The 15328-nt window shown below is 65.0% G+C and carries 16 protein-coding genes; 2 read left to right on the top strand and 14 right to left on the bottom strand.

Annotated elements, in window-relative coordinates; translation table 11 throughout:
• Window positions 1-27 precede the first annotated feature (27 nt).
• The 3 genes from ACWPWQ_RS10635 to ACWPWQ_RS10625 all read right to left on the bottom strand — a co-directional run bounded on the left by ACWPWQ_RS10635 (window position 28) and on the right by ACWPWQ_RS10625 (window position 2753).
• Complete coding sequence (locus ACWPWQ_RS10635) at window positions 28-1851, bottom strand: SulP family inorganic anion transporter (protein ID WP_043131609.1); 1824 nt, start codon at window positions 1849-1851, stop codon at window positions 28-30.
• Between the two features lie 70 nt (window positions 1852-1921).
• Window positions 1922-2506 carry a nucleotidyltransferase family protein gene (locus ACWPWQ_RS10630; protein WP_454009771.1) on the bottom strand — a complete coding sequence of 195 codons (585 nt, stop codon included), beginning with the start codon at window positions 2504-2506 and terminating at the stop codon, window positions 1922-1924.
• A complete protein-coding gene (locus tag ACWPWQ_RS10625; protein WP_202046346.1) occupies window positions 2496-2753 on the bottom strand; it encodes a GNAT family N-acetyltransferase in 258 nt (85 codons plus the stop codon). Before ACWPWQ_RS10625 ends, ACWPWQ_RS10630 begins: the two co-directional genes overlap by 11 nt.
• Before the next feature lie 146 nt (window positions 2754-2899).
• Here ACWPWQ_RS10625 and cysM point away from each other — a divergent pair, with 146 nt between their 5' ends.
• Window positions 2900-3802, top strand: coding sequence for a cysteine synthase CysM (cysM, locus tag ACWPWQ_RS10620; RefSeq protein ID WP_454009744.1), 903 nt, complete (start codon window positions 2900-2902; stop codon window positions 3800-3802).
• A 37-nt stretch (window positions 3803-3839) separates the two neighbouring features.
• Here the strand turns inward: cysM and ACWPWQ_RS10615 are convergent, their stop codons facing one another.
• The 4 genes from ACWPWQ_RS10615 to ACWPWQ_RS10600 are packed head-to-tail and all read right to left on the bottom strand — an operon-like array spanning window position 3840 to window position 7567.
• Window positions 3840-5024 carry an iron-containing alcohol dehydrogenase gene (locus ACWPWQ_RS10615; protein ID WP_454009743.1) on the bottom strand — a complete coding sequence of 395 codons (1185 nt, stop codon included), beginning with the start codon at window positions 5022-5024 and terminating at the stop codon, window positions 3840-3842.
• A gap of 17 nt (window positions 5025-5041) precedes the next feature.
• A complete protein-coding gene (locus ACWPWQ_RS10610) occupies window positions 5042-5551 on the bottom strand; it encodes a hypothetical protein (RefSeq protein WP_454009742.1) in 510 nt (169 codons plus the stop codon).
• Entirely contained in the window at window positions 5541-6131 is a 591-nt protein-coding gene (locus tag ACWPWQ_RS10605; RefSeq protein ID WP_454009741.1) for a TetR/AcrR family transcriptional regulator, read from the bottom strand. Before ACWPWQ_RS10605 ends, ACWPWQ_RS10610 begins: the two co-directional genes overlap by 11 nt.
• 8 nt (window positions 6132-6139) lie before the next feature.
• Entirely contained in the window at window positions 6140-7567 is a 1428-nt protein-coding gene (locus ACWPWQ_RS10600; protein ID WP_454009740.1) for a coniferyl aldehyde dehydrogenase, read from the bottom strand.
• A gap of 212 nt (window positions 7568-7779) precedes the next feature.
• Between ACWPWQ_RS10600 and ACWPWQ_RS10595 the strand changes: the two genes are divergently transcribed.
• Window positions 7780-8073 carry a hypothetical protein gene (locus ACWPWQ_RS10595; protein WP_025326337.1) on the top strand — a complete coding sequence of 98 codons (294 nt, stop codon included), beginning with the start codon at window positions 7780-7782 and terminating at the stop codon, window positions 8071-8073.
• A gap of 67 nt (window positions 8074-8140) precedes the next feature.
• Here the strand turns inward: ACWPWQ_RS10595 and ACWPWQ_RS10590 are convergent, their stop codons facing one another.
• The 7 genes from ACWPWQ_RS10590 to cmoA form a co-directional block, all read right to left on the bottom strand.
• Entirely contained in the window at window positions 8141-8590 is a 450-nt protein-coding gene (locus ACWPWQ_RS10590) for a C40 family peptidase (protein ID WP_202046340.1), read from the bottom strand.
• A 117-nt stretch (window positions 8591-8707) separates the two neighbouring features.
• The gene (locus ACWPWQ_RS10585) at window positions 8708-9622 is read right to left on the bottom strand and encodes a hydrogen peroxide-inducible genes activator (protein WP_202046339.1); all 915 of its coding nucleotides are present in this window, start codon (window positions 9620-9622) and stop codon (window positions 8708-8710) included.
• Window positions 9623-9933: 311 nt separating this feature from the next.
• Entirely contained in the window at window positions 9934-10899 is a 966-nt protein-coding gene (locus tag ACWPWQ_RS10580) for an alpha-L-glutamate ligase-like protein (RefSeq protein WP_454009739.1), read from the bottom strand.
• Window positions 10900-10902: 3 nt separating this feature from the next.
• Window positions 10903-12444: an inactive transglutaminase family protein gene (locus ACWPWQ_RS10575; protein ID WP_454009738.1), complete on the bottom strand. Its 1542-nt coding sequence runs from the start codon at window positions 12442-12444 to the stop codon at window positions 10903-10905.
• 3 nt (window positions 12445-12447) lie between these two features.
• The gene (locus tag ACWPWQ_RS10570; RefSeq protein WP_041204232.1) at window positions 12448-13236 is read right to left on the bottom strand and encodes an ATP-dependent zinc protease family protein; all 789 of its coding nucleotides are present in this window, start codon (window positions 13234-13236) and stop codon (window positions 12448-12450) included.
• A 52-nt stretch (window positions 13237-13288) separates the two neighbouring features.
• On the bottom strand, window positions 13289-14266 hold the full coding sequence (gene cmoB / locus ACWPWQ_RS10565; protein WP_454009737.1) for a tRNA 5-methoxyuridine(34)/uridine 5-oxyacetic acid(34) synthase CmoB: 978 nt from the start codon (window positions 14264-14266) through the stop codon (window positions 13289-13291).
• Complete coding sequence (gene cmoA, locus ACWPWQ_RS10560) at window positions 14263-15003, bottom strand: carboxy-S-adenosyl-L-methionine synthase CmoA (RefSeq protein ID WP_205641370.1); 741 nt, start codon at window positions 15001-15003, stop codon at window positions 14263-14265. The genes cmoB and cmoA overlap by 4 nt, the downstream gene beginning before the upstream one ends.
• Window positions 15004-15328 lie beyond the last annotated feature (325 nt).

The raw sequence follows: 15328 nt of genomic DNA, 5'->3' as shown, positions 1-15328 counted from the left end.
CCGGCACCCTCTCGCTGGGTGGCGCCGTCAGACCGGGGTGGCGCCCGCTTCCTGCTCGCAGGGCCGGGTGAGGTGCGCCGAGTCCGGCAGCTCGTCGTCCTGGGGCCAGCGGGAGAGCAGGGTATCCGTGGTGCTCTCCACCACCTCGTCATCCTTGAACACCGGCTCCCGATAGCAGCGGGTCATGCGCAGGGCCTGATACATGTCGGGACTGAGGATGACCCCCTCGTCGCCTATCCGGATCCCCGCCTGCTTGAGCCACTGGGTCATCTGGCCGTGGCGACCGGCCATCACCATGTGGATGCCACGGCGTCTGAGCTCCTTGTGCAGCTCCCCCACCATGCTCATCACGCTGATGTCCTGATGGGTGAAGCAGGCCACCGCATCCACCACCAGGCACTTGGGATTATGGGGATCCTGCACCAGCAGCGCCAGCACCCGCCGCTTGAAGTAGGGGGCGTTGAAGTAGGTGAGCGGCGAGTTGAAGCGATAGACCAGGATGCCGGGAATCGCCTTGGCCTGCTCGTTGTCCCCCAGGGTGCGCACCACCCCCTCGTCGTCCATGCCGAGCAGCTGATCGGTGGGGCGCATCACGTTGCGCAGGAACTGGAACAGGCCCAGCAAGACCGCCAGGGTGATCCCCGGGATCACCCCCATGGTCAGCACGCTGATGAAGGTGATGAGGGCCAGCCAGAAGGCGGCGCGGTCCGAGTCGCGCAGGGCCCAGAGGCCGCGAAAATCGGTGAGCGACAGGGAGGCCATCACCAGCACCACCCCGAGGGCGGCGGTGGGGATGAACTTAAGCGGCGCCGTCAAATAGAAGGTGATAAGGGCGATCACAGCGGCCGCTATGATGGAGACCAGCTGGCTCTTGCCGCCATTGGCGTCGTTGACCGCGGTACGTGAATCCGCCCCGCTGATGGCAAACCCCTGAGAGACCGCAGAGGCGAGGTTTGCCATGCCCAGCGCCCTGAACTCCTTGTCCGCATCGATCTCGTAGCCGTTCTTGGCGGCGAAGCTGCGGGCGGTGAGCATCATGGAGACGAAGCTCACCATGGCGAGGTTGAGCGCTGGCAGCACCAGCTCGCGCATCAGGCCGGGGGGGAATTCCGGCATCTGGAAGGCGGGCAGGCCCGAGCCCACGGCCCCCAGGGTGGCGATGTCGAACTGGCCGAGATTGAGGGCCCACACCAGGGCCGCCGTCACCACCATGGCCACCATGGAGGAGGGCCAGGATGGCTTGTAGCGCTTGGCCAGCAGCAGGGTGAGCAGGGCGGTCAGGCTCATGGCCAGGGTGGGCAGATGGGTCTGGGTAATGTAGTCGGTGCCATTCAGGATCCGCTCGATGAGATAGCGCTCGCTGAAGGTGAAGCCGAAGATCTTGGAGAGCTGACCCACCATGATGGTGATGGCCACCCCGTTGAGCAGCCCCATCAGGATGGGGCGGGAGAGAAAGTCCGCCAGCACCCCCAGCTTGAAGCGGCTGGCGATGAGGCACCAGAAGCCGGTCATGGCGGTCATGGTCATCACCAGTTGCCACTGGCGGGTGGGATCCCCGGCGGCAAGCGGCGTCACCACGGCGGCGATGACGGCGCAGGTGGCGGCGTCCGGGCCGACGATGAGCTGGCGGGAGGTGCCAAAGAGGGCGTAGACCACCATGGGCAGTATGCAGGAGTAGAGGCCGACGATGGCGCCTACCCCGGCGAGCTCCGCATAGGCGATGGCCACGGGCAGGGCCACGGCCGCCACCGAGAGTCCAGCGCGAAGATCCGGCATCAGCCAGGCCCGCTGATATTGCAGCAGGGCGGCGAGGCCCGGCAGCCAGCGTTCGAGAGAGAAGAAGTCGCGCATTATTTAACCCATTGAGTTATAAACAGCTTTTCCTTAGTGTGCCCAAGGTTGTCGGCCCATTGCAATCCGGTCATGGCCAGTTCACCACCAGATCAGGCCAGATGATCTGCCACTGTTTGTCCCTGATCCTGTCGATGAAGATCCGGCTCTCCTGCCGGCAGCGGGGATTGGGGCTCACCTGCAGGGACCAGTTGGGGCCAAAGCCGTAGGGTGCCAGCAACTGGAACTCATCGTTTTCCAGCAGGCGGACCCCGATGCAGGTGGGCACCTCCACCCAGTGGCCGAGCGCCGCCAGCGAGCTGGCAAAGGGAGCCACTTGCTGGCGCACATGCATGCGGGCCTGGTTGCGCACCTCCCAGCGCTGGCCGGGCAGACGCTCCGCCAGCCAGGCTTCGTGATCCCGTTCGGCTGCACCTTCCGGATCGCTCGGATCCAGATAGACAAGATCTATGTCGTTGAGGGGGGTGGGCTCGGCCTTGTGATGGAGATGATCCCAGATGAGGTTTCGCACAAAGCCCGCCCCCAGCGCCCAGTCCGGCAGGGCCAGCTCCCGCGCTGCCCAGAGGCAGGCCATGCGCAGGGGATCGGCCCGCAGCAGGGCCTCGGTGTGGGCTTGCAACTGCGCCTCCCGGGGGGCTTGTGCCTCAACCGGCATGACGGCGCAGCCAGACATCTATGTAGCTGCAGCTCGGCACTATGGTGAGCCCCTCTGCCCGGGTCCAGTCGTAGAAGCGGCGCGCCAGCCTGTCGGCAATGCCCTGCCCGCGCAGCTCGGACGGCACCTGGGTGCTGCAGGCGTCCACCGTGGTTGCGTCCAGCATGCGGTAGCTGAGGCGAGAGGTCTTGCCGTCCACCACGCAGATGAACTGCTGCTGGTCGGCCTGATGAAGAATGTCGCTCATGGAGGCTCCTCAAAGGGTGGGGAAGGGGTATCAGAGCATGCTGGCCGGACTTTGCCAACCGTGCTCTTTGCGGGCCGAGGAGGCTCGCTTACACTGACCGGCCTGCGAGCGGCTCGCTAGGCAAGGTATAGAACAGTTAGCAGAGGATGGATCCCGTTATGGCCTTCGCCACCCTGGAAGATCTGATTGGCAATACCCCGTTGCTGCGCCTGCGTCGCATCAACCCCTGTCCCGACGTGACCCTGCTGGTGAAGCTGGAGGGCAACAACCCCGCCGGCTCGGTCAAGGACAGGCCGGCCCTGAACCTCATCCGGGCGGCGGAGGCGAGCGGTCACTTAGGGCCAGGAGCACGGCTTATCGAGGCCACCTCGGGCAATACCGGCATAGCGCTGGCCATGGTGGCGGCGGCCCGGGGATACCGGATGCGCCTCGTCATGCCCAGTACCATGAGCCAGGAGCGGCGCGACGCCATGCAGGCCTACGGCGCCGAGCTGGTGCTGGTTGAAAACGGCATGGAAGAAGCTCGGGATCTGGCGCTGGCCATGCAGGCCCGCGGCGAGGGGCTGGTGCTCGATCAGTTCAACAACCCGGCCAACCCGGATGCCCACTACCTCTCCACCGGCCCCGAGATCTGGCGCCAGAGCGAGGGGGCAATCACTCACTTCGTCTCGGCCATGGGCACCACGGGCACCATCATGGGGGTCTCCCGCTACCTCAAGGAGCAGAACCCGGCGGTGCAGGTGATAGGCCTGCAACCGGCAGAGGGGAGCCAGATCCCCGGCATTCGCCGCTGGCCCGCCGCCTATATGCCCGCCATCTTCGAGCCAGAGCGGGTCGATCGGGTGCTGGATGTGACCCAGGAGGAGGCGCTCGCCACCATGCGCCGGCTGGCGCGGGAAGAGGGGATCTGCTGCGGGGTCAGCTCGGGGGGCGCCGTGGCCGGTGCCCTGCGGGTGGCGGCAGAGATCAGCCAGGGGGTGGTGGTGGCCATCATCTGCGATCGGGGGGATCGCTACCTCTCCACCGGGGTCTTCACGCCGCCCATCTGATCCTGCGCCCCCGGCCCTCTGCGAGCTGGCTTGGGGGTCATTCCCACACCTGCTCCAGCAGCGCCAGCAGCTGTTCCCTGTCCGCATCCTTGCGGTTGTAGAGCAGGGCGCCATCGTTGATGGCGAGATCCCGGATATCCTTGAGCACGGCTCTGTCCGTCACCCCGGCTTCCGCCAGGGTACGCGGCAGCCGCACCGCCTCCCACAGGGTGTCGCGCAGGGCGCAGAGTGCATCCAGGGTGGCCTGGGGGCGCAGCGCCTCTGGGGTGGCGGCGAAGCGCTCAGGCCCCGCCAGCGGCAGCAGCAGACGGGCCAGCTCAGGGTCTATCTGCGGCCTGTTGTAGTCGAGCACAGTGGGTAGGAAGAGGTTCATGCACAGGCCGTGGGGCAGGTGGCAGCGGGCCCCCAGGCAGTGGCCGAGGGCGTGCACCAGCCCCACCATGGAGTTGGAAAACGCCATGCCCGCCAGGGTGGAGCCCTCCGCCAGCTGCAGTCGCAGGTGCTTGTCCTCGGGGGCCAGCAGCACCCTGGGCAGGGCATCGGCTATCTTCTCCACCGCCATCAGGGCCAGGGCGTCGCTGACCGGGTTCTTGCCGTTGCCGATGAAGGCCTCGATGGCGTGGGTCATGGCGTCCATGGCGGTGGCGGCCGTGATGGGCAGCGGCAGCCCCTGGGTGAGGCGTGGATCCAGCACCGCCAGCTGGGGCAGCAGGAAGGGGGAGGTGAAGGGCACCTTGCGCCCGCTCCCCTCGTCCCGGATCACCGCCACCAGGGTCACCTCGGAGCCGGTGCCCGCCGTGGTGGGCACCACCGCCAGCGGCTTGAGGGGCCGGGTCAGGCAGCCTGCCCCCGCGTGATCCAGCAGCCGCTCCCCGTCCAGAGTGACCAGGATGTTGACCGCCTTGGCGGTATCGATGACGGAGCCGCCCCCCAGGGCCACCAGGCTGTCACAGCCCAGCTCCCGCCAGCGGGCGGCGATGCGCTCCACCACGGCGGTGGAGGAGTCGGCGGGGATCTCGTCCCAGATGGCGGCCACCGGCAGGCCCCCCTCCGCCAGCACATTGGCCAGCAGGGTGGCGAGCCCGCTGCCGCCGACTCCCTTGTCGGTGAGCAGCAGCGGACGGCGTGCCCCCAGTGCCATCAGCTCGTCCGGGAGCTGCTCCAGCGCCTGCTCCCCCGCCATCAATCTGACCGGACAGAAGAAATCGTAATAACGGCTCATGGTGTTCATCCTTCTCTTCAACCGGTCAGCAGACCCAGGTAGATGTGGCAGGCTCGCGCGAGCTTGTGGCGCGGGCTCGGGTAGTGGCGCAGCAGGGGCCGCGCGATGAAGGCAGGCAGGATCAGGGCTTGCAGCTGCTCCAGCGCCCGCACCAGGTGCATGGCCGCACCGAGATCCCCCTCCACCAGCAGCCGGTTCTCGCAGAAGGCCTGATTGATGCCGAGGCGAAAGCTGAGGGCGCGAAAGGCGATGGCGGGGTGCTTGAAGCAGACCCGCAGAACATGAGGACTTGTTGCCCCAAGGGGCGCGGGTTCGCAGCGCCAGCGCCCGGCCCTCTTGTGCAGGGTCAGCCCATGGTTCAGCCCATGCACCTCCAGCCGGATGCAGAGCCCCTCCGGCAGGGGGGCGAGCTCGCGGCGCACCGCCTCGTCGACCCGGGCGGCGCGGCACAGGGTGCGGCCGATGACCCAGAGCAGGCCCCCTATCCAGAGGCGCCTGCCGGTGGCAAGCCAAGGATCAAGCGTCATCAAGGCCTCCTGCGATGGCGGACCAGAAGAGGGCGAAGGCGCTGGCCTGCCAGTGGGGATCCTCCCCGAGCTCGGGCTGGTCGACAAAGAGGGAAGCGCAGGCCAGAAACTGGCTCTGGCACACCTCCAGCATCAGGACGGGGGGCGCCTGCATCAGCTCGCCGCTGGCCTGACCCCGGGCGAGCAGGCGCGGCAGGAAGCGCAGTGTCTCCCCCAGGATCTGGCTGCGCAGGGATCTGGCCAGCAGGGGGGAGTGGAAGAAGCCCAGCACGAACTTGAGCTCGTGGGGATGGGCCTGCATCCAGCTCATCGCCTGACACCAGTAGTGGCGCGCCTGCTCCCTGAGGGGCAGGGCCGGATCCGCCTCGTTGATGGCGGCGCCAAGGCGCAGCTTGACGTCCTGGTAGAGCTGCTGGATCAGCAGCTCCTTGCTGGGAAAGTGGTGGAACAGGGTGCCGTTGGCCACCCCGGCCGCCCGGGCGATGCGGGCGGTGGCGGCCCCCTGCAGGCCATCCTCGGCGCACAGGGCGAGGGCGGCATCCAGGATCTGGCGGCGTTTGTCTGTCATGGGATCGCTCATGCTGCCTCCTAGCGCAGGAACAGGGTCATCATCAGCCGCTGGTACCAGCGCCGATAAGGGGGGTGGATCAGGGTCCCGGCGCTGAAACGGCCGCGGCGCAGCACGGTTTTCGCCTTGGAGAAGGTGAGAAAGCCCTCGTGGCCGTGGTAGTGACCCATGCCGGAGGGGCCTATGCCGCCGAAGGGGGCGTCGTCCGCCGCCACCTGGAACAGGCACTCGTTGATGGCCATGCCACCGGCGTGGGTCTCCCGGATGAGTCGGTGCTGCAGCGCCGGATCCAGGCTCATCAGATAGAGCGCCAGCGGGCGTGGCCGGGCCGCCACATAGGCAATGGCCTCCTCGATGCTGTCATAGGGCACCAGGGGCAGCAGGGGGCCGAAGATCTCCTGCTGCATCAGCTGGCAGTGGCCTGGCACCTCGGTCAGCAGGTGGGGAACCAGGCGGCGGGTGCCGTCATCCCGGGCCGGCGAGGCGCAAGGGTGCACCTCGGCGCCCGCCTGTTTCGCCTCCGCCAGCCAGCCGGTGAGCCGCTCATACTGGGCCCCGTTGATGATGGAGCCGTAATCCGGGCTATCCAGCCCCTTGGGATAGAGGCGGCGAAAGTGCGCCTGATAGGCCTCGATAAAGGCCTGCTCCTGCCCCCGTGGCAGCAGCACATAGTCCGGGGCCACGCAGATCTGGCCGGCGTTGAGGCTCTTGCCGAAGATCATCCGCTCCACCGCCAGGGCCAGGGGCATATCGGGGGCGATGAGGCAGGGGCTCTTGCCACCCAGCTCCAGGGTCAGCGGCGTGAGCTGGGGGGCGGCGGCGGCCATCACCCGCCTGCCCACCGCGGTGGAGCCGGTGAACAACAGATGATCGAAGGGGAGGGTGCTGAAGGCGGCCGCGAGTCCCGCGTCCCCCTCGATGACCACCACCTCGTCGTCGTCAAACACCTGGGCCAGCAGGGTGCGCAGCACGGCGTTGGTGTGGGGGGTGAACTCGGAGAGCTTGATCATGGCGCGGTTGCCGGCGGCGATGGCGCCGATGAGGGGCCCCAGGCTCAGCATCACAGGGAAGTTCCAGGGCACCATGATGCCGATGACGCCCAGCGGCTGATAGTGCACCTCGACCCTGGCGGGGGCCAGCAGCAGGCCGGGATGACGCCGCACCGGCCTCATCCACCCCTTGAGCCGTTTCAGGCTGTAGTTGATCTGCATGACGCAGGGCAGGATGTCGGCGACCAGGGAGTCATAGTCGCTGCGCTGGCCATAGTCCAGGGCCAGGGTGTCGCACAGGGGTTGCTTGTGGGCGAGCAGGGCCCCCTTGAGTGCGATCAGCCGGTTGCGGCGCTGTGCCTGGCTCGGCATGGGATGGGCCTGGCAGGCCTGCTTGAGGCGGTGCAACTGCTCGGGCAGGGAGAACTTGTCTGGGGACTCTGTTCGTATGGCTTCCATGGTTTGCTCCGCACAAAAACTGACCGACTGATTAGTCGGTCCAAGCCTAACGCCTTGTTGCCAGCTTGTAAACAGGGGTGTGCCGGAGCGAGGGCGACTGGGGGGCCTGCCCGCCGGAACTGTGCTCGGCCCCACAGTTTTGGGGTATCTCGATTGGTGGATTATCCAATAAGGGGTAGTTTTTGCTCATTAACTCAAATGGAGAGCAGCACATGACCAGGGAATTGCACAGCCTGCTGGCCCGGCTGGACGATGTGATCGAGCGGATGCCGGACAGTTTCAACACCTATGAATTTGCCCAGAAGCTGGCGCTGCAACATCAGCGGGAGTATTTCGCCGCGGGCCACTCCCTGGCGGAGCAGGAGAAGAACCTGCTGCGCCTGCTCCACGAGAAGATTGCCGAGGCGCTGGCGGCCAGCGATGGGCTGATCGAGGGAGCCCTGCTGCCCTGCGTCACCCCCTGGGGGGAGCGGGCCACCTCGCCCCGCTGGCACCGCAAGCACTGAGCCTCTGCGCAGCACATAATGAAGAAGGCCCCTCGGGGCCTTCTTCTTTTCGATTCGTTGGTGGCGGCTACTGGGTCAGGCGGCGGGCCTGCCAGTAGCGGCTGTTCCAGTAGACGTTGTCGAGGCGCGAGCGGATCACCCCCTTGCTGGTGGAGGCGTGAATGAACTCCCCGGCGCCGGTGTAGACCCCGACGTGGTACTGCTGCCAGCCGGTCTTGAAGAACACCAGATCCCCGTGCTGCAGCCGGTATCTGTCCACCGGCCTGCCGAGGCTGGCCTGGGATTCCGTGGTGCGGGGCAGGGTGAAGCCCAGCACCTGCTGGTAGGCAAGCTGGGTGAAGGCGGAGCAGTCGAGGCCGGCGCGACCGGTGCCACCCATGCGGTAGGGGACGCCGCGCCACTGCTGATAGAAGCCGTCGAAGGCACTGGCCTGGCGGGCAGGCGGTGGCGGCTCCGGAGTACTGGAGCAGGCGACGACAAGCAGGGCCAGCAGGGGCGGCAGCAGGGTGCGAAACATCTCAACTCCTTGATAGGGCACGGGATTCATCATAGACGATGTTCCTGCCTGGAAGCTGAACAGCAATAGCATAAATGCTTGCCAAGGGCAGAAGACCAGCCCCCGGCAAGCCAGTCGTCACTCCGCCGCCTTGGGGGTTATCAGCGGCGTGAGCAGCTCGGCAATCTTGTAGAAGGTCTGCACCCGGGTGGTGCTGGGGCGCCACACCAGGCCTATCTCCCGATAAGGCTTCTCCCCGGGCAGGGGAATGGCCACCAGATCCGAGTTGTCGAGGATGCCCGCATCTATGGCCATCTGGGGCAGGAAGGTGGTGCCAAGGCCGGCGCCCACCATCTGCACCAGGGTGTGCAGGCTGGTGGCGGCGAAGGGGTTGATCTTGCTCTTGTCCCTCAGCCGACAGGCGCTCACCGCGTGCTCGGTCAGGCAGTGCTCCCGCTCCAGCAGGAAGATGCTCTGGTTGGGCAGCTCCTTGTAGTCGAACGGCATGTGCAGCCCCGCCGCCATGTGGGAGGGCATCACCATGTGGAAGGGATCTTGCCCCACCGTCTTGCTGTGAAAGCCCCCTATCTCCACCGGCAGCGCCAGGATCAGCAGATCGAGCTGGCCCTGCTCCAGCTGCTTGAGCAGGTTGGTGGTGGTGTCTTCTCGCAGCAGCAGCTCCAGCTCCGGATAGGCCTTGCCGCACCGCTGCAGCAGCTTGCTCAGCAGGAAGGGGGCTATGGTGGGGATGCAACCCAGGCGGACGGTGCCGTGCATGACGCCTCCCTGCTGCTGGCCGAGCTCCATCAGATCCCGGGCATCGGAGAGCAGGTTGCGCGCCCGCGCGACTATCTCCATGCCGACCGGCGTCATGATGAAGCTCTTGTGGTCACGCTCCACCAGTTGCAGGTTCATCATGTCCTCCAGGGTCTGGATCCCGGTACTCAGGGTGGACTGGCTGACATGACAGGCCTTGGCGGCGCGATTGAAATTCTTGTGCTCGTCCAGAGCGACCAGATACTGGAGCTGTTTCAGGCTGGGCCAACGTTGCATAGGGGAAACCCGATCGATGCTATCTATTTGATTTGATTAATCTACCATCGAGAGACTGCTTTGTCGCCGAGATTAGGCGCCCTCCTGGCAGGGTCCGTGCATCGCGGGGCCAGCGGATGGGGTAAGCCCGCCAGTCCGTGCCCGTCGCGGCAACTACTGCCTTGGGAGCTTATCCCCTTGTGCCAGCCCGTTGAAGGGGGGTTGCCATGGGATGTGACGGGGATCGGCCTTCCCCGGCGTCTTGCGGGGCCGCCCATGGCCGGCCATAAAAAAACGCGCCTGTTGGCGCGTTTCTGCAGGTGCGAGGCAGGCTATTCGTCGAAGATACCGAAGTGATCTTTGGCGAAGTTGACTCGCTGCTCCACGTTCATCTTGACCTGACCCAGCTTCTCTATGGTCTTGAGGTTGGGCACCAGGCCGCGACCGTTGGCGATCTGGATGGCGAGGCCGGGACGGGCGTTGAGCTCCAGCAGCATGGGGCCGCGGAACTTGTCCAGCACCATGTCGGTCCCGATGTAGCCAAGCCCCGACATCTCGTAGCAGGAGGCGGCCAGCGTCAGCAGGGTATCCCAGTGGGGCACCTTGAGATCGTAGAGATCGAGGCCGGTGTCCGGGTGGTGGCGCAGGGGGTTGCCAAACTGCACCGCCCGCAGAGCGCGACCGGTGCGCAGGCACAGACCCACCCCCACGGCGCCCTGGTGCAGGTTCGCCTTGCCGTCCGAGGCCGAGGTGGAGAGGCGCATCATGGCCATCACGGGGAAGCCCTTGAAGATGATCACCCGGGCATCGGGGACCCCTTCGAAGGAGTAGCCGTCGAACACGTCATCGAAGTTGATGAGGCCTTCCACCAGCGCCACGTCGGGCTTGCCGCCCAGGGAATAGAGGCCCGCCAGTATGTTGGAGACATGGCGCTCCAGATCCTGGCCGTTGCAGGCGCTGCCGTTGGGCTTGAAGAAGCTGCCCTCTTCCTGGCGCAGGATCACCAGGATCCCCTTGCCGCCGGAGCCGCGGGCCGGCTTGATGCAGAAGCCCGGCCAATCCTTCACCAGCTCGGTGATGCGGGTCACGTCGTGCTGCTCGCGGATGGTGCCGATGAGTTCGGGCACCGTCACCCCCGCGTCCAGCGCGATGCGCTTGGTCTTGAGCTTGTCATCCACCAGCGGGTAGAGACGACGCGGGTTGTAGCGGCTGATGTAGGAGTGGTTGCGTTTGTTCATGCCGAGGATGCCTGCTTGCGACAGGCTCCACGGGCTGGTGTATTTCTGCCAGAACCACATCTGTTACTTGTCCTTACCCGGGGTGGCACCGGACTTCATCTCGTCCACCAGCGGCTTGAAGCGCTTGAGCTCGCTCAGCTTGTAGCCGGTGTAGTTACCCATCACCAGCACGGTGGCCATCAGCACCAGTTGCAGGCCGAGGAAGTTGAAGGTGAGGTGACGAATGAGCTCGTTGTCCATGGCCAGGTAGGCGATGACCGCCACCAGCAGGGAGCCGCCACCCTGGCGTACCACCTCTTTCGGACCCTCTTCTTCCCACAGGATGGACATCCGCTCTATGGTCCAGGAGAGGATGATCATCGGGAAGAAGGTGATCTTCATGCCGTCGGTCAGCCCCAGCTTGAAGGCAAAGGCCGAGAAGATGCCGATCATCGAGATCACCATGATGATGATCGCCGATATTCGCGCCACCAGCAGCAGGTTGAGCCTTGAGAGGTAGGAGCGGATCACCAGGCCGGTGCCGACGATCAGCAGGAAGCCGATGAGACCGGTGACCAGCGAGGTCTGGATAAAGGCGACCGCGATCAGCACAGGCATGAAGGTGCCCGAGGTCTTGATACCGACGATGACCCGCAGGAACACCACCATGAGCACGCCGATGGGGATCAGCAGCAGACCCTTGAACAGGGCCTGCTCTTCCAGCGGCAGGCTGTGGATAGAGAAGTTCATCATCTCGGACTTCTCGAACTTCTGCGCCAGGGCCACGTTGACCGGTTGCTCCTGCTCGATCATCGAGAAGGTGACGCGGGAGTTGTGACCGCCGGTGACGTCCAGGAGGGCGCCGGAGTTGTATTCCCACAGCAGCAGGTTGCCCGGTTGTCCCTGTTCGCCGGTTTGCGGGTTGAACAGCTTGTAGTCGGTCGGGCTGTTGAACACCTGCAGGTAGTCCACCAGCTCCTGACGACGACGACCGTCTTCCAGGCTCAGGGCGTGCACCACCCGTGCCGGCACCTCGGCGTTGTTGAGCAGCTCGGCGATCAGGCTGGCGCGGCTCTTGTGGGATTTCAGCAGCTCGGCGTTCTGCTCCTGCTTCTCGATCTCCTTGATGATCTCGCGGGTCAGGGTGTAGCCGTCGGCGGAACGCTCCTGGGCGCGCTCGAGGATCTGCTTCATCGCGGTGGCGTAGTAGGGCTCACTCTCGATCTGCTTCTCGATGGCGGGCGGCAGGGGGTTGGCGGCGGGCTTGGCATGGGCATCCGCCATCATGTCGACCCGGTAGTAGAGCTCCTGGCGGCCGGAGGCGCTGCGAATGGACCACTCGGCGCGGGCATCCCCGTCTTTTTCCACGAACGACAGGCCGTAGCCCGGGCTCGCGGCGTTCTCGTTCATCAGGGTAAAGCCGGGCTGGGTGCCCGGAATGGCCAGGGAGGCGATCACCGGCTCGCCGGTGGCCTCGAACTCGAGCTTGGCTTCGATAGACCAGATCTGACGTTTTTCACCGGGCGTGAGGGGCACGTCCAGGGCGACATGGTGATAAAACGTCATTCCCAGGCCGACAATGAACAGCAGGGCTACCAGCAGATAGAACGGCTTACGGGAAACCATGGATTATTTTACATCCTTGAGCTTGGGTTTTGGTTGGATATACTCGCGGGCCACGTCGACCACGGCGATGTCTTTCAAGAATTCACGGCCCAGCAGCACGGGGAAGGTCATGTCGCTGCGATCCTTCAGGGTAAATTCGGCCTTCTCCGTCATGTCGCCGATGCGCACTGTGAGGCGCACCACGGGACGGCGGTCGAGGTCGTCGGCTGAGGCCTGACGCACCCGCACGTGACGCACCAGGGGCGCCTCGATCTGGATCTTGTCGTCCATCTCCTGGTGGCTCAGGAAGAAGCGCACCCAGTTCTTGCCGTTGCGCTCGAAGATGGTGATCTCCTGGGCGCTGATGGAGGAGGTGGTGGCGCCGGTATCGACCCGTGCCTGGAAGGCATCGTTGGCGGCATCGACCCAGATCCACTCCGCTTCACCCACCAGCAGCTTGCCGTCGACCGTGTGGCCCTGGCTCGGGGCCGGGCACTTCTCGGTGGGAATGGCCATGGGTTTGGGGGGCTCGGGTGGCAGGGTAGCCAGCTTGCTGTCGACTTTCTTCACGGACTCTTTCATGTTGGTGACATCGGTGTTGAGCTGAACCAGCAGGTGCTGTTGCTGCACATACTGCTTCTGTTGCTGTTCCATGGATGTTTGCAGGCGTTGCTCGCTCAACGAGATCTCGTTGCGCAGCTCCGCCAGCGTCAGGGTCGGGACAGGGGGCGCTTTCTCCATACTGACACACCCGCCGAGACTGAGCAGGGAGAGCAGGGTCATTCCTTTTAATTTGCTTTTCATGTCATTCATTTAACTGTGCTTCCTGGAATTGGGTCAGTGTAACTTCCACAGCCGCCATCGGCTAGTCTTTGGCCTTTCTGGCGATCAGTACGGCACGCTTGGGTGCCGGGTATCCTTCGACCGTGAGTGCGGGATCGGTGGGATCCAGATAGTCACTCAGGGACTCGTTAATCATCCAGTCGGTACGACGCTGTTCGTCGGTGCTGGTCATATTCTCGTCCACTATCCGCACGTCCCTGAACCCGCAGCGCTCGACCCACAGCTTGAGGGCGGCGCTCGAGGGGATGAACCAGACGTTGCGCATCTTGCCGTAGCGATCGGTGGGCACCAGCACGTCGTTGACACCGCCGTCGATCACCAGCGTCTCCAGCACCAGCTCCCCATCGTCTTTGAGCTGGTTGCGCAGCTGTTCGATGTGCTCGATGGGGGACTTGCGATGATAGAGCACCCCCATGGAGAAGACGGTGTCAAAGGCCCGCAGCTCAGGGAGCTCCTGGATGCCGAGCGGCAGCAGGTGGGCGCGCTGATCGTTGCCGGCGAAGTGGCGAATGGCCTCGAACTGGCAGAGGAAGAGCGGGCTCGGGTCTATGCCGACCGCAAGCTTGGCCCCTTCCCCCACCATGCGCCAGAGGTGGTAGCCGCTGCCGCAGCCCACGTCCAGCACGTAACGCCCTGCGAGCGGGCTGATATGGGGCAGCACCCGATCCCACTTCCAGTCGGAGCGCCACTCGGTGTCGATGTGGATGCCGTGCACATGGAAGGGGCCCTTGCGCCAGGGCATGAACTGGCGCAGCAGGCTCTCGGTCTTCTTGCGCTCCCCCTCGTTCATGCTCTCAAGGCTGCCTACCTCGACCCGGTTTTTCAGCTCGACGTTGCCGGGGACCACCTGCGGCAGCTTGTTGAGGGCCCGGTTCCAGCGCGGCAGATCCCCGTGCAGGTTGTCGTGCTGCCAGGCGTGCAGCTGGGCGGGTAGGGTGTGCAGCCAGTGGCTCAGCCGGTTCTTGGCGATCAGTTGATAAAAGTTGGCGAAATCGATCATGGCTGGGCGTCGCTTGATTTGATGGCAATCATGGAGCCGAAGTTGAAGCACTGGAACCAGAGATCCTGATGGGTGAAACCGGCGTCCCGCAGGCGGGCACGGTGGATTTCCAGGCTGTCGGTGCGCATCACGTTCTCAAGGGCGGTGCGCTTCTGGCTTATCTCCAGCTCGCTGTAGCCGTTGGCCCGCTTGAAATCGAGGTGCAAGTCGATGAGCAGCGCGTTGACCTGCTCGTCCTCGAAGCGGAACTTCTCGCTCAGGATGAGGATGCCGCCGGGGCGCAGACCGTCATGGATGCGCGCGATGAGGGCGGCGCGCTTCTCGGGTTCGACGAACTGCAGGGTGAAGTTGAGCACCACCACGGAGGCGTTCTCGATGGCGATGTCGCAGATGTCCGCCTCCACCAGTTCCACCGGCACCTCGGACTTGAAGCCCGAGAGGTGGGCGCGGGCGCGCTCTATCATGGGGTGGGAGAGATCCACCGCCGTGATCTGGCAGCCCGGCTGGTTGACATGACGGCGCATCGCCTGGGTGGCGGCGCCGAGGGAGCAGCCGAGATCGTACAGGCGGCTCTGGGGCTGGGCGTAGCGGGCGGCCATCATGCCGATGGCGGAGATGATGTTGCTGTAACCCGGCACAGAGCGCTGGATCATGTCGGGGAAGACATCGACGACCTGTTCGTCAAAGCAAAAATCCCCCAATTGGGCGATGGGGGCGGCAAAAATCTGATCGTGCATGCTGGCGCAACCTGACAGCCGGTGCGCGAACCGACTGTGTGTTCAATGGAGTCGTTGGGTGACGCCCGTCCGGGTCGTCACCGGTTTACGAACGGGGTGGCTGGCCTTGAGATCCTTCGGGCCCGCCCTGTTCGCAATGGACCATCATCCTGGTCCTTTATGGGGATGAGCCGTCTGCGGCAGGTGTTGCCATGGACAGCGGTCAGAGCCCTTTCCCGGGAGCCGGACGGTCGCCTGCAACACTGTGCCATGGCGGGCGTCCGGGTCCTTGCTTGGGGCGGTAGTGTAGAGGAAAGGCGGGCGTTTGTCTTGACGCCGAACCCAG

This window comes from Aeromonas sp. Marseille-Q7275 (assembly GCF_965119515.1).
The sequence above is the reverse complement of the archived record's forward strand: the minus strand, read 5'-3'. Positions and strand labels throughout refer to the sequence as shown.

Excerpts from the sequence above, each read along its gene's own strand:
- ACWPWQ_RS10635 (WP_043131609.1), bottom strand. The coding sequence starts at position 1,851 with ATGCGCGACTTCTTCTCTCTCGAACGCTGGCTGCCGGGCCTCGCCGCC.
- ACWPWQ_RS10630 (WP_454009771.1), bottom strand. The coding sequence starts at position 2,506 with ATGCCGGTTGAGGCACAAGCCCCCCGGGAGGCGCAGTTGCAAGCCCAC.
- ACWPWQ_RS10625 (WP_202046346.1), bottom strand. The coding sequence starts at position 2,753 with ATGAGCGACATTCTTCATCAGGCCGACCAGCAGCAGTTCATCTGCGTG.
- cysM (WP_454009744.1), top strand. The coding sequence starts at position 2,900 with ATGGATCCCGTTATGGCCTTCGCCACCCTGGAAGATCTGATTGGCAAT.
- ACWPWQ_RS10615 (WP_454009743.1), bottom strand. The coding sequence starts at position 5,024 with ATGAGCCGTTATTACGATTTCTTCTGTCCGGTCAGATTGATGGCGGGG.
- ACWPWQ_RS10610 (WP_454009742.1), bottom strand. The coding sequence starts at position 5,551 with ATGACGCTTGATCCTTGGCTTGCCACCGGCAGGCGCCTCTGGATAGGG.
- ACWPWQ_RS10605 (WP_454009741.1), bottom strand. The coding sequence starts at position 6,131 with ATGAGCGATCCCATGACAGACAAACGCCGCCAGATCCTGGATGCCGCC.
- ACWPWQ_RS10600 (WP_454009740.1), bottom strand. The coding sequence starts at position 7,567 with ATGGAAGCCATACGAACAGAGTCCCCAGACAAGTTCTCCCTGCCCGAG.
- ACWPWQ_RS10595 (WP_025326337.1), top strand. The coding sequence starts at position 7,780 with ATGACCAGGGAATTGCACAGCCTGCTGGCCCGGCTGGACGATGTGATC.
- ACWPWQ_RS10590 (WP_202046340.1), bottom strand. The coding sequence starts at position 8,590 with ATGTTTCGCACCCTGCTGCCGCCCCTGCTGGCCCTGCTTGTCGTCGCC.
- ACWPWQ_RS10585 (WP_202046339.1), bottom strand. The coding sequence starts at position 9,622 with ATGCAACGTTGGCCCAGCCTGAAACAGCTCCAGTATCTGGTCGCTCTG.
- ACWPWQ_RS10580 (WP_454009739.1), bottom strand. The coding sequence starts at position 10,899 with ATGTGGTTCTGGCAGAAATACACCAGCCCGTGGAGCCTGTCGCAAGCA.
- ACWPWQ_RS10575 (WP_454009738.1), bottom strand. The coding sequence starts at position 12,444 with ATGGTTTCCCGTAAGCCGTTCTATCTGCTGGTAGCCCTGCTGTTCATT.
- ACWPWQ_RS10570 (WP_041204232.1), bottom strand. The coding sequence starts at position 13,236 with ATGAATGACATGAAAAGCAAATTAAAAGGAATGACCCTGCTCTCCCTG.
- cmoB (WP_454009737.1), bottom strand. The coding sequence starts at position 14,266 with ATGATCGATTTCGCCAACTTTTATCAACTGATCGCCAAGAACCGGCTG.
- cmoA (WP_205641370.1), bottom strand. The coding sequence starts at position 15,003 with ATGCACGATCAGATTTTTGCCGCCCCCATCGCCCAATTGGGGGATTTT.